Origin of the sequence: Salmonella sp. SA15303 (assembly GCF_029962125.1) — a bacterium.
Taxonomy (GTDB): domain Bacteria; phylum Pseudomonadota; class Gammaproteobacteria; order Enterobacterales; family Enterobacteriaceae; genus Salmonella; species Salmonella enterica.
The window spans coordinates 739,151-751,120 of record NZ_CP123924.1; the positions used below are offsets into that span (position 1 = coordinate 739,151).

Consider the following 11,970-nt stretch of genomic DNA (forward strand, 5'->3'; position numbering starts at 1 on the left):
TTACTTAGCCAGCGCTTCTACCGTGGCTTTCGCGCCATTCTGCAATAGCTGTTGGTAAGCGTCGGTAACGGCTTGCACAAATTCGTGGTTCTTCGGCAGGTCGTTGCCAAAGATAGACTCGATGGCCAGTAGCCCGCGAACGCGTTCTTCCGGCGTCTGATATTGCTGATGAATCGCCTGATACTGTGCAAGCAGCGGATCGACGACATCAATGGTTTTACCTTGCTCATCGACACCGCCGACATAACGCATCCATCCGGCGACGCCCAGCGTCAGGCGGCGATAGTCATCGCCCTGTTGCAAGTGCAGACGTACCGGGTCCAACAAACGCTGCGGCAGTTTCTGACTGCCATCCATCGCGATCTGCCAGGTGCGGTGTTTCAACGAGGGGTTAGTGAAACGCGCAATCAACAAATTCGCATACCCTTCCAGATCGGTGCCTTCCGGCATTGACAACGTCGGCGCTTGTTCATCAAGCATCAGCGCCAGCGCCGCGCGACGGTAAGCCGGGTTAGTCATAGTATCGGCGATAGTGTCATACCCGCCGAGATAACCCAGATAGGCGAGGAAAGAGTGACTGCCGTTAAGCATACGCAGCTTCATCATCTCAAACGGTACGACATCTGCAACGAATTGCGCGCCGACGGTATCCCAGTCCGGGCGACCATTCACAAAGTTATCTTCGATGACCCACTGGCGGAAGGGTTCGCAGGCGATAGCGCAGGGATCATAAACGCCTAACTGGTCGGCAACCAGTTGTAGCGTCTCTTCGGTCGCTGCCGGAACAATGCGGTCAACCATGGTGCAGGGGAAGGTCACATTGTCGGCAATCCATGCGGCGAGGGCGGCATCGCGAGCTTTCGCCAGGCCGAGGACGGCAGCCTTCGCGACGTGACCATTCTCGCGCACGTTATCGCACGACAGCACGGTAAAAGCTTTCAGTCCTTGCTCCCGGCGCATGTTTAGCGCTTCGACAATATAGCCAATGGCGGATTTAGGCTGCTGTGGATGGGCAAGATCGTTTTGGATCAGCGGGTTATTGACATCAAGCTCGCCGCTGGCGGGGTCGGTGCAGTAGCCTTTTTCGGTCACGGTTAAGGAGACGATGGCGGTTTCCGGGCGCGCCATTGCCGCCAGAATCCCTGCATGACCGTCGAATTCAGGGTGTAGCGCTTCTTTCATTGAACCGATAATTTTCAGTTCGGTGCTTTCTGCGCCGCGTTCTGCAACGGTGTACAGCAGATTTTGCGCTTTCAGGTTCGCGATCAGCCGCGCGTCGTTACCCGGCATCAGGTTCACTTCACAAATGCCCCAGTCGCTGTCGCTCTTTTCCAGTAGATGATGGGTAAAGAGCGCCTGGTGCGCGCGGTGAAACGCCCCGCAGCCCAGATGCACAATACGGGATACCAGACGTGATTTGTCCCAGTTTGGGCGGGCGACGGAAACCTGGGCGGTGGCGATATTCTGTTCCATTGCAAACTCCTGTCATTCGACGTCTTCGCCCGCGATCTCCGGGGCGAGGCATGTTGCTATTGCATTGAGTAGGGGAAATCGCATGACGCGTCGCGCCATGCGAAAGAAGGTTATTTGCTAAAGAAAGCGCGCTGGATAGCCAGTTCGACGCCGCGGACTTCCGCAAGCCCTTTCAGACGGCCAATGGCGGAATAACCCGGATTCGTTTTCTTCTTCAGATCGTCCAGCATCTGATGACCGTGGTCCGGGCGCATTGGGATCAGATCGTCGCTACCTTCGGCTTTACGACGGTGCTCTTCTTCCACAATCGCTTTAACGACTTCATACATATCCACATCGCCGTGCAAATGGGCGGCCTCGTGGAAGGTCTTCGGATTCTCTTCGCGCAGCGTAGAGCGCAGATGCGTAAAGTAGATGCGCGGACCAAACTGTTTGATCATATCAACCAGATCGTTGTCGGCGCGCACGCCGTAAGATCCGGTACACATGGTGAAGCCGTTCGCCATGCTATTAACGGTTTCCACCATCCATTGCATGTCTTCAATGGTAGAGACAATGCGCGGCAGGCCGAGAATAGGGCGCGGCGGATCGTCAGGGTGAACGGCCATACGCACGCCAACCTCGTCGGCAACCGGAATAATGGCTTTCAGAAAATAGGCAAAATGTTCACGCAGTTTTGCTTTATCGATATCTTTATACGTCGCCAGGTGTTGACGGAACTGATCCAGCGTATAGCCTTCTTCCGCGCCAGGTAAACCGGCAATAATGTTGCGGGTCAGACGTGCTTTGTCTTCCTCGCTCATGGTGGCGAAACGCCGCTCTGCCTGAGCAATCTCTTCTGCCGTATAGTCGGCTTCTGCTCCCGGACGCTTCAGGATATGCAGTTCGAACGCGGCGAATTCAATCTGGTCAAAACGCAACGCTTTGGAACCATCCGGTAATACGTATTCCAGATCCGTACGTGTCCAGTCCAGTACCGGCATAAAGTTATAGCAAACCGTATAGATACCGCATTGCGCCAGGTTACGCAGCGTTTGCTGGTAGTTTTTGATCCATAAATCGTACTGACCGGTGTGGGTTTTGATATCTTCGTGGATAGGTACGCTCTCTACCACAGACCACTCCAGACCCGCCTCTTCAACGATAGCTTTACGTTTCTGGATCTCGTCTACCGACCAAATTTCTCCATTCGGGATATGGTGTAACGCCGTTACCACGCCGGTTGCGCCAGCCTGGCGTACATCTGACAGCGTTACCGGGTCGTTAGGTCCGTACCAGCGCCAGGTTTGTTTCATATCTCGTTTCCTCTTCTTGCGATAACGTCTTCGTGGTTGACCCATTGCCAGCCAACTTCGAAACGTGCTTTGTAAACCCGTTCTGCCCCCTAAATTCAACCAAAATTTTTCTCATGTCAACCTTATTGTCTAAATTGGCTAACCAAATCACAAATATCATCATTCACGGTCTGCCAATTTTATTTATTTGATCTGTGTCAATTTTTGCTGGGTGGAAAGCATTCACCATTCAACTTGAAATGAGTTGATGTATTTATTTCAAGAATATTAAAGGCGGGAGTTGCCGCCAGATTTTGACCGGTCCGGATGAGAAAATATTGATTGGTCAACCAATTTTTGTGATTTCAGTTTTCCCGCTACAGGTCAGACGGCGCGGAGCTAATGTTTTTTAACGAGGCTTTATCATGAAGATGACAAAATTAAGATGGTGGATTATCGGCCTGGTCTGCGTAGGGACCATCGTAAACTACCTGTCCCGTAGCTCGCTTAGCGTTGCGGCGCCAGCGATGATGAAAGAACTCCATTTTGATGAGCAACAATATTCCTGGGTGGTGAGCGCCTTCCAGCTTTGTTACACCATTGCGCAGCCGATCACCGGCTATTTGATGGATGTCATCGGACTGAAAATCGGCTTCTTTATCTTTGCCTTGTTGTGGTCGCTGATCAACATGGCGCACGCGCTGGCCGGCGGCTGGATAAGTCTGGCATTTCTGCGTGGTCTGATGGGGCTAACCGAAGCGTCAGCGATTCCGGCCGGGATTAAAGCCAGCGCCGAATGGTTCCCGACGAAAGAACGCGGTATTGCGGGGGGCCTGTTTAATATCGGTACTTCAATTGGCGCGATGCTGGCGCCGCCGCTGGTGGTCTGGGCGATGCTGACCTTTGCTGATAGCGGCATCGGTACTGAAATGGCGTTTGTGATTACCGGTGGGATCGGCGTGCTGTTCGCCATCACCTGGTTCCTGATTTATAACTCGCCAAATAAACACCCGTGGATCACCCACAAAGAGCTGCGTTATATCGAAGACGGCCAGGAAAGCTATCTCCAGGACGATAATAAAAAACCGGCCGTTAAAGAGATCGTTAAAAAGCGTAACTTCTGGGCATTGGCGATTACCCGTTTTCTTGCTGACCCGGCATGGGGAACGCTGAGTTTCTGGATGCCGCTGTATCTGATTAACGTGATGCATCTGCCGTTAAAAGAGATCGCCATGTTTGCCTGGCTGCCGTTCCTGGCGGCGGACTTCGGCTGCGTTGCAGGCGGTTTCCTGGCGAAGTTCTTCATGGAAAAGATGCACATGACCACGATCAATGCGCGTCGTTGTAGCTTTACCATCGGCGCTGTTTTGATGATTTCGATCGGTTTTGTCAGCATTACGACTAACCCGTATGTCGCCATTGCATTGATGAGTATTGGCGGTTTTGCGCACCAGACGCTGTCTACCGTCGTGATTACCATGAGCGCTGACCTGTTCAAGAAAAATGAGGTCGCGACGGTTGCCGGTCTGGCAGGATCTGCGGCATGGATGGGACAGTTAAGCTTCAACCTGTTTATGGGGGCATTGGTCGCTATTATCGGTTACGGCCCGTTCTTCATTGCACTCAGTCTGTTCGATATTATCGGCGCCATCATCCTGTGGGTACTGATTAAAGATCCGGAAAAGCACCACCCGCCAATGACGGAACAGCCGCTGGCGTCTCACCGCTAAAGCTGTCTCGGTTTCACAGGCCTGATAAGCGAAGCGCTACCGGGTTCTAACGGCCACCTTCGGGTGGCCGTCTTCATTACCCTTATCGGTAAAAATACGCGTTGGTTTTATACCAGCGCGTTATCATTTAGTTTGCCTGATTATTTTCAGATGCTGAAAATAATATTGTGGTAAGGGTTATTGTTTTTCGCCTGGATTTTTATCGACTCTCTGTCTCGCTGCGATCATCGATAAAGTCCCCTTTATGTAAATAAAGGTTCAATGCTTCTACTCTTTTCTCCATATATTTTTCGCAGCTTCACAAAAAATAACCTGATGTCGTAATGTCCACTCCCTAATATTCTCCATGCGCTATACGTTAATTTAAGTTTAAATTTCATGCCGGGGATATCACGATGCCACGTAATTTTACTGTTTCAGCCTGTCAGTATATTGTTACCGAAATAAACACTTTTGAAGATTTCATAACAAAGGTAAGGATACTTCTTAATAAAAGTCAGGGAGCTGATGTCGTTATCTTCCCGGAGCTATTTACCATTGAGCTATTTACACTATTGAAAAAATGGCAAGAAAGACCCATTTCACACCTTACTTTAATTGATCAGTTCACGGATGCCTATAAGCAGCTTTTTCAACAGGAAGCGAAAGAAAGAGGACAGTTCATTATTGCTGGCTCTCATCTGGAGCAGACTGGAGCAGATCGCTATGAGAATGTTGCGCATATATGGGGACCCGATGGCGAACATTATGCTCACAGTAAGACGCATATCTTCCCGGCTGAACGGGGTTGGTATACTCAGGAAGGCGATAAAATGGCTGTTTTTCAACTGCCATTTGCAAAGGTGGGTTTTAATATTTGTTATGAAGCAGAAATACCGGAGTGTGCCGCGACGCTGGCGGAACAGGGTGTGGAGTTAATTTTAACGCCTTCCGCTACGTTTACTGAACAGGGATTTTGGCGAGTCAGGCATTGTTGCCACGCACGTTGTATTGAAAATCAAATTTATCTTGTTCACTGTTGCCTGGGAGGAAACCCGGGCGGGCCACTGCCAGGCTGCTGGGCCCGAAGTTCAATTTTAAGCCCCTGTGATGTCGTGTGGAAAAATCCACAAGGTATTATCGCAGAGGCGCACGTCAATCAAGAGGATGTCATTTCAGGAGAAATTAACCTCGATGTTCTATATGAAAATAGACTTGGGGGGGCAGCAACAACGTTCAAGGACAGACGCAGAAAAGCAGGCATATATAATATCTGGCCATCACACATTAAATAACAGAATGTGTCCCTTCTATGTATTAGCTGGAGGTCGTTATGGGATATTTAAAATTACCTGAGGGTAAAAGGATTGCGGTCAATCTTGGTGTTGATGTAGATGCTCAGTCTTTATGGCTGGGCGGATTTAATCGACCGTCGCCATCCTTTATGTCACGAGGAGAGTTTGGTGCTCAAGTTGGCGTACCAAGGCTTCTGAAATTGTTCAAAGAAAATAATATCAAAACCACCTTTTTTATTCCCGGACACACTGTAGACACCTTCCCGGAAATCATTAAAGCAATTTTTGATGCCGGGCATGAAATCGCTCACCATGGCTACTATCATGAAAATCCGACGCTGGTGAATCGTGATACAGAACGCCGACTTATGGATCTGGCGTTCGCCTGTTATAAAAGACATTTCGGCATACGCCCTGTGGGATACCGTTCTCCCTATTGGGATTATAGCGAGAATACGCTGGATCTTCTGGAGGAAGCCGGTTTTCTCTATGACAGTAGCCTGATGGCGAGAGATCTTGTGCCTTACCATCCTCAACGTTGGCAGGTGAATTGGGAGACGGGAAATATCGCAGGCCCGGCCAGCGCGATTCTGGAAATTCCTGTTAGCTGGTATCTGGATGATTTTCCCGCACTGGCGTATACCGGCAACCAGGAGGGGATGAGCGATACTGACGGTGTTCTGCGACGCTGGAAGGATATTTTTACCTATGCTTATCACCATCAGGAAAACAGTTTATATGCGATGGCTCTTCATCCGCAGATAATCGGTCATGGGCATCATATGATGATGTTGTTACGTTTGATTGAACATATTAAAGGGCATGATGGCGTATGGTTTGCAACCTGTGAAGAGATAGCCAGTGTCTGGGTGGATGACGAAGAGGATCGACAAAAAATGCTCCGTCCTGATGTTCGTGGCGTAGCGCCGGTTCCGGATGATTATGGCTGGCCGGGCAAATGATATCACCTCATGACAATGTTAATATCAGTCGGGTAACGGATTACCCGGGCAGAAGTTACCTGTTTGCCCGCTCGTTAATGCATATTGTCCATCAGAAAGGGAGACTATCCCGGGACGTATAAAATCTTTTTTATTTCGGTCAAAACGTTAATCAACGAGAATAGTTTGTTTTTTGATTTAAATCATTTTTTAGTTTTCACAGGATAATAAGCAAATAACATTTATAATGTGAGTATTAAGAAAAATAAAATTTCCATAGTGATTAATTTTCATTTAACCCTTTGATTTTTAATGTTTTTGTGTGTGTTAATTGATGTAAATCAATTTGGATTTTTTTATTAAATAAGTAAAAATTAAGTTGATATTTGCTTTTTGATGTGTTTTTTATATATAGCTGATTATTATTCTGAAATGTCAATTTTTGAATAACGACGCTGTGATACCGGCACCAGGGATACTTTGCGATAAAAGGGATTGAATATGGCAGAGAGCGTTCAGTATAACCTCAATTGTATTTGGCCACAGCGGGCCAAAACCCTCTATTGCTTTGCAACCAGCGGAATAACGTTCATCAGACGTGGGTAAACGTCGGCAAAATCCCTGCAAACCTGGCGCTTTTCACGCTGTGTTTTTTGGTCGTTGCGCTTTTAATAAGAGTCACAAGCGCTGGCCGCCGGTATTCGTCTGGCTGCTGAACTGCCACCTGATCAACAAGGAGATAAATCATGGATGCGATTTTTTTAAAGCTCGACAATATCAAAGGCGAAAGCCAGGTTGAAGGCTTTGAAGATCAGATAGAGATCATGTCTTATAGCCACAATGTGGCAATGCAGGTAAATAACGATGTTAGCCTCACTGAGCGGACTTCCGGGCGCGCGCATGTTGGTGAAATGTCGCTCACCAAATTTGTCGACCTCGCCACGCCTGTGCTCAATGAGTACTGCTGTAGCGGGAGGCTAATTAGAACCGCGGTGCTGACGTTGTGCCGCAATGACGACGGCAAAATGCGGTCGCTTATCGTTTATACCCTGACAAACGTGCTGATATCACAACTCAGTGTTAGCGGCGGCGCCGGCGGTAAGCCGGTGGAAACGATGTCGCTGAACTTCACGAAAATCGAATGGCAAATCACTGCCGAGAAATCAGACGGCGCTCAGCAGGAGTCCAGAACGTCAGTATGGGATCTGGCGATGAACCAGATAGGGAAATGATGATGACACCAACCATTCCGGTCGCGCTATTCGACAGGCTCTTGGTTGAGGGGATAAGCCCACATGAATTGGTACGACGCAAGTTAATGTGTTTATTCAACTCTTGCGCCGTGCCAGGTGGCGAGACATTACCGCCGCTGCTCACTCGGGGTATGCCGGAATGGCACGAGGTGAATGTGGGTGACAAACGGGTTCTCAACTGGTTTTGCCGTGAGCTTCGCGCTGCTATTTTACGTTATGAACCGAGCATCAATATGCTGAAAGTCAGTGTAAAAGATGCCCATCATCAGACGCTGGCGTTGTCTTTGGAAGCGATGTTACAGGATGAGTCTGAACCGTTAAGGCTGGAGATAGCCTACTCTAACGGTAGATGGCGCTAGTAATGCAGGAAGGAACGCCGGGCCGGGCGTTTAACATTATCCCAAAAGCAAAAAAACGCAGCGAGCGAACCTGATAATCAGGCAGACAGTCCACCTTTCGGTATGGTTGATCTGCCTGCATCATTTTCAGGATGGTTAATAACGGACCATGACAGATTTAAGTTCGGTATAGTCATCAATAAACGCGCTGCCAAATTCACGACCTATGCCCGATCCTTTCATCCCTCCAAAGGGTACCGCGGGATCGAGGAAGGTATGCATATTGACCCACACCATGCCAGCATCAATATCTTCAGCGTAGCGTAATGCCTTAGATATATTTTCCGACCACACACTTGCAGCAAGGCCGAATGGCGAATCGTTGATATGCGAAAGCGCCTCTTTTTCATTCTGATAACCGATAAAGCTACAGACAGGGCCAAAGGTCTCCTCGTGCATCAGCGTACTGTTTTTACTACGCACTTTTACCGCTGTCGGCTGTAAAAAGTACCCTTCGCCGGGTAAAGTTTCACCGCCATAAACAATGGTATCCCCTTCTTCCCGTGCACGTTGAATCAGACGCAGCACTTTTTCAAGCTGAACCTGATTCGCCAGCGGGCCCATCACCGTTTTTTCATCTAAAGGCGAGCCGGGCACGATCTCCGATAACCGTTGTCTGAGGAGCGTCATGACCGTATCCAGTTTTTCCTGGGGCAGATAAAAACGCTCTGCGGCAGCACAAATTTGCCCTTGATTCAGATAACCGGCTTCAAGAATACCGTTGACCATGGCTTGTGCCGTGAGATCATTGAGAAACAGCGCCGCATTTTTCCCTCCTAGTTCGAGGGTAACGCGTTTTCCTGACGATGTTGCCGAACGCCGGACTTTCTCACCTGTCGCGACTGACCCGGTGAAACTCACTTTGGCGCAATCTGGATGCGCGATCAGCTGTTGCGCTATCTCACCGCCAGCACCGTTTACCACGTTAATTACGCCATCAGGGAAACCTGCCTCTTTAGCCAGCTCAGCGACTCGCAGCAGTGTCAGCGGGGTATATTCACTTGGTTTAATGACGATGGTGCAGCCACATACCAGCGCTGCGGCCAGTTTCCAGATAGCAATCATAATTGAGAAATTCCACGGCACAATACCGACGACCACGCCAATGGGTTGGCGTTGGGTAAACGCTGTGTATCTCTCTTCTCCCATTGATGGCAGGGAGACATTCAGCGTTTCACCGGTTATTTTTCCTGCCCAACCGGCAAAGTAACGCAGGAAGGCCACTGACTGATCGAGTTCAAGACCGCGCGACAGCATAATCGTTTTACCTGAACAGACGCTTTCCAGTTGAGCTAACTCTTCACGATGAGCGGCAAGAGTATCAGCCAGTTTCAGCAGTAATGCGCCGCGTTGTAACGTTGGCATTTTACGCCAGACATCAAACGCCCGTCTGGCGCTCTGCATGGCCTCTTCTGCCTGCGCAGGGGTTGCCGACACAACGTCGGCGATGATTTTGCCGGTGGCTGGGTTAGTGACCGAGAAGTTCGTGCCGTTTCCGGCCTGACGTTCACCTGCAATAAATTGTCCGTGTCGTTGGCGTAAAAAAGTCGTTACTTCGGCAAGTAATGTCACGTCGCTCATCAGAAGTGCCTGTAGGTCAGGAATGTACGTTTTTCCATCTCAACATACTTGCCTGGAACTGAATATCGTTCCAAAGAACGTCATTCTTCCGGACGATATTTTGTAAAACGTTACCGTGCTGTGATAGCGGTCTTAGTCAAGCGTGATGACAAGGTAACGCGATGAATACAAAAATCGATGCGTTGAATTACTACGGCGCGACGAAAAAATACCCGTTGCATTTTCCTGCTCTGCAAGACGATATTGATGCCGATGTGGTGATCATTGGCGGTGGCTTTTCAGGCATCAATACCGCGCTGGAACTGGCGGAGCAGGGGATCACTAATGTTGTCGTTCTGGAAGCCCGCCATCTTGGGTATGGCGGCACCGGGCGAAACGGCGGTCAGGTGATGGCCGGTATAGGTCACGACATCGAAGCCGTTAAAAAATATGTAGGCGCAGCGGGAATGGAGACGCTGTTTAAAATCTCGAACCTCGGCGCAGGCATTATTCGGGAGCGAATTCGTAAATACCATATTGATGCTGATTTTGTCCCCGGATATGGTTATCTGGCCTACAACCAGCGGCAGTTAAAAACGCTGCAACAATGGGAAAAAGAATTCAAAGCCGCTACGCCGGAAGACGATATTGAACTCTATACCGGTAAAGACGTGCAGCAGGTTATCGGTTCCGACGTCTACTGCGGTGTTCTCAAGCATATGGGGGGAGGGCATGTCCACTCGCTGAATTTATTGCTGGGCTCCGCTCAGGCTGCGAATTCGCTGGGGGTGAAGATATTCGAATATTCACCTGTGGTTGAGGTCAGTTACGGTAAAACTGTGCGGGTACGTACTGCGATGGGCAGCGTAAAAGCGGCCAAATTGCTGTGGGCCTGTGATAGTTTTCTCAATAATCTGGAACCAGAAATTTATAAGAAAACGCTGGTTACTTATTCTTATCAGGTCTCTACAGAACCTCTCTCCAGCGAGCTTGTTGAGCGGATCAGTCCCTTGCGCGGGGCTTTTAGTGATATCCGCCCGGTGATAAATTACTACCGTCTCACAAAAGAAAACCGTCTGCTGTTTGGCAGCGCCACAAGGTTTCTTGAATATACCCCGCACGATTTTGCTGCCTGGAACCGCACTCTGTTGACGGAGGTCTTTCCTTATTTGAAAGACGTTAAAATCGATTTTGCCTGGGGCGGACCGATGGCCTGTAGCGCGAATCTGTTTCCGCAGATTGGCACGCTTCGTGAGCACAATAATGTTTTTTATGTTCAGGGTTATTCCGGATTTGGCGTCACGCCTTCCCATATTGTATGCAAAATCCTGGCCGAAGGAATAAATGGCGGTTCCGAGCGGTATCGTCTGATGAGTAGCATTCCCCACGCGACAATTTATGGTCGCGACAGTCTACGTCTATTGCTGGTCAGTGCGGGAAAACTGATACATCAAACAGCCGGTTTCTGGAAAGGCCGGAATTAACCAGGAGAACATTAATGCAAGCTTTTAAACTCAATCAACCTGTTCCTGAATTACAGCCAATCGGGAGTGTCAGCCTGTTGGGGGCGTTGCCAACAGAAGGCGATCCCCAGGTCGCCGTTGCGATGATTTACGGTAAACCTGAGGACGTATTTACCTGTGGACTGTTTTCATCGACCCGCGGCGGTTTCACTATGATTTATCCCTTTACCGAGCACGCAACCGTGCTGGAAGGGGAAGTGGAACTCACTGTTGCGGGTCAGGAACCGATACGTTTTTCACCAGGCGATAGTTGGTTTGTTGAACAGGGAACCGAAGTGGCATGGAAAGTTTTAACGCCCCGTTTTGTAAAACATTATCTGGCAAAAGTTGAAAGCCATAAGCAGGGTTGAATCCTTTAATTGTTCGTCAGTAGCGTTGGCATCACTGGGGAGAATAACGCGCTCCCCACTTGCTATTAGCGCATGCGGGGACGGCGTCACAACGTTATTTACCGTTATCCCTCTTCAGGACGATACCTGTTAGATACGGTGCCTGCCATAAATAAGCGTTATTCCGGAGCGGTAATTTATTGTTGTAATAATAG

The 11,970-nt window shown here is 49.2% G+C and carries 10 protein-coding genes; 7 read left to right on the forward strand and 3 right to left on the reverse strand.

Annotated elements, in window-relative coordinates:
• Together QEN31_RS03565 and uxuA are read right to left on the reverse strand one after the other, a co-directional pair.
• The gene (locus QEN31_RS03565; protein WP_000437132.1) at nucleotides 1–1,473 is read right to left on the reverse strand and encodes a fructuronate reductase; all 1,473 of its coding nucleotides are present in this window, start codon (nucleotides 1,471–1,473) and stop codon (nucleotides 1–3) included.
• A 110-nt stretch (nucleotides 1,474–1,583) separates the two neighbouring features.
• Nucleotides 1,584–2,768 carry a mannonate dehydratase gene (uxuA, locus tag QEN31_RS03570; protein ID WP_000815487.1) on the reverse strand — a complete coding sequence of 395 codons (1,185 nt, stop codon included), beginning with the start codon at nucleotides 2,766–2,768 and terminating at the stop codon, nucleotides 1,584–1,586.
• A 404-nt stretch (nucleotides 2,769–3,172) separates the two neighbouring features.
• Between uxuA and QEN31_RS03575 the strand changes: the two genes are divergently transcribed.
• The 5 genes from QEN31_RS03575 to iraD all read left to right on the forward strand — a co-directional run bounded on the left by QEN31_RS03575 (nucleotide 3,173) and on the right by iraD (nucleotide 8,304).
• Complete coding sequence (locus QEN31_RS03575; protein ID WP_000784371.1) at nucleotides 3,173–4,477, forward strand: MFS transporter; 1,305 nt, start codon at nucleotides 3,173–3,175, stop codon at nucleotides 4,475–4,477.
• Between the two features lie 395 nt (nucleotides 4,478–4,872).
• Entirely contained in the window at nucleotides 4,873–5,751 is an 879-nt protein-coding gene (locus tag QEN31_RS03580; RefSeq protein ID WP_001137806.1) for a carbon-nitrogen hydrolase family protein, read from the forward strand.
• Nucleotides 5,752–5,789: 38 nt separating this feature from the next.
• Complete coding sequence (locus QEN31_RS03585) at nucleotides 5,790–6,713, forward strand: polysaccharide deacetylase family protein (protein ID WP_000540889.1); 924 nt, start codon at nucleotides 5,790–5,792, stop codon at nucleotides 6,711–6,713.
• 725 nt (nucleotides 6,714–7,438) lie between these two features.
• A complete protein-coding gene (locus QEN31_RS03590; protein WP_000338754.1) occupies nucleotides 7,439–7,924 on the forward strand; it encodes an Hcp family type VI secretion system effector in 486 nt (161 codons plus the stop codon).
• Complete coding sequence (gene iraD, locus QEN31_RS03595) at nucleotides 7,924–8,304, forward strand: anti-adapter protein IraD (protein ID WP_000988938.1); 381 nt, start codon at nucleotides 7,924–7,926, stop codon at nucleotides 8,302–8,304. Before QEN31_RS03590 ends, iraD begins: the two co-directional genes overlap by 1 nt.
• Before the next feature lie 135 nt (nucleotides 8,305–8,439).
• Here the strand turns inward: iraD and QEN31_RS03600 are convergent, their stop codons facing one another.
• Entirely contained in the window at nucleotides 8,440–9,924 is a 1,485-nt protein-coding gene (locus QEN31_RS03600; protein WP_001286388.1) for an NAD-dependent phenylacetaldehyde dehydrogenase, read from the reverse strand.
• Nucleotides 9,925–10,085: 161 nt separating this feature from the next.
• Between QEN31_RS03600 and QEN31_RS03605 the strand changes: the two genes are divergently transcribed.
• Entirely contained in the window at nucleotides 10,086–11,387 is a 1,302-nt protein-coding gene (locus tag QEN31_RS03605; RefSeq protein WP_001092814.1) for an NAD(P)/FAD-dependent oxidoreductase, read from the forward strand.
• A 14-nt stretch (nucleotides 11,388–11,401) separates the two neighbouring features.
• Nucleotides 11,402–11,776: a cupin domain-containing protein gene (locus QEN31_RS03610; protein ID WP_001147546.1), complete on the forward strand. Its 375-nt coding sequence runs from the start codon at nucleotides 11,402–11,404 to the stop codon at nucleotides 11,774–11,776.
• Nucleotides 11,777–11,970: the final 194 nt, after the last annotated feature.

Excerpts from the sequence above, each read along its gene's own strand:
- QEN31_RS03565 (WP_000437132.1), bottom strand. The coding sequence starts at position 1,473 with ATGGAACAGAATATCGCCACCGCCCAGGTTTCCGTCGCCCGCCCAAAC.
- uxuA (WP_000815487.1), bottom strand. The coding sequence starts at position 2,768 with ATGAAACAAACCTGGCGCTGGTACGGACCTAACGACCCGGTAACGCTG.
- QEN31_RS03575 (WP_000784371.1), top strand. The coding sequence starts at position 3,173 with ATGAAGATGACAAAATTAAGATGGTGGATTATCGGCCTGGTCTGCGTA.
- QEN31_RS03580 (WP_001137806.1), top strand. The coding sequence starts at position 4,873 with ATGCCACGTAATTTTACTGTTTCAGCCTGTCAGTATATTGTTACCGAA.
- QEN31_RS03585 (WP_000540889.1), top strand. The coding sequence starts at position 5,790 with ATGGGATATTTAAAATTACCTGAGGGTAAAAGGATTGCGGTCAATCTT.
- QEN31_RS03590 (WP_000338754.1), top strand. The coding sequence starts at position 7,439 with ATGGATGCGATTTTTTTAAAGCTCGACAATATCAAAGGCGAAAGCCAG.
- iraD (WP_000988938.1), top strand. The coding sequence starts at position 7,924 with ATGATGACACCAACCATTCCGGTCGCGCTATTCGACAGGCTCTTGGTT.
- QEN31_RS03600 (WP_001286388.1), bottom strand. The coding sequence starts at position 9,924 with ATGAGCGACGTGACATTACTTGCCGAAGTAACGACTTTTTTACGCCAA.
- QEN31_RS03605 (WP_001092814.1), top strand. The coding sequence starts at position 10,086 with ATGAATACAAAAATCGATGCGTTGAATTACTACGGCGCGACGAAAAAA.
- QEN31_RS03610 (WP_001147546.1), top strand. The coding sequence starts at position 11,402 with ATGCAAGCTTTTAAACTCAATCAACCTGTTCCTGAATTACAGCCAATC.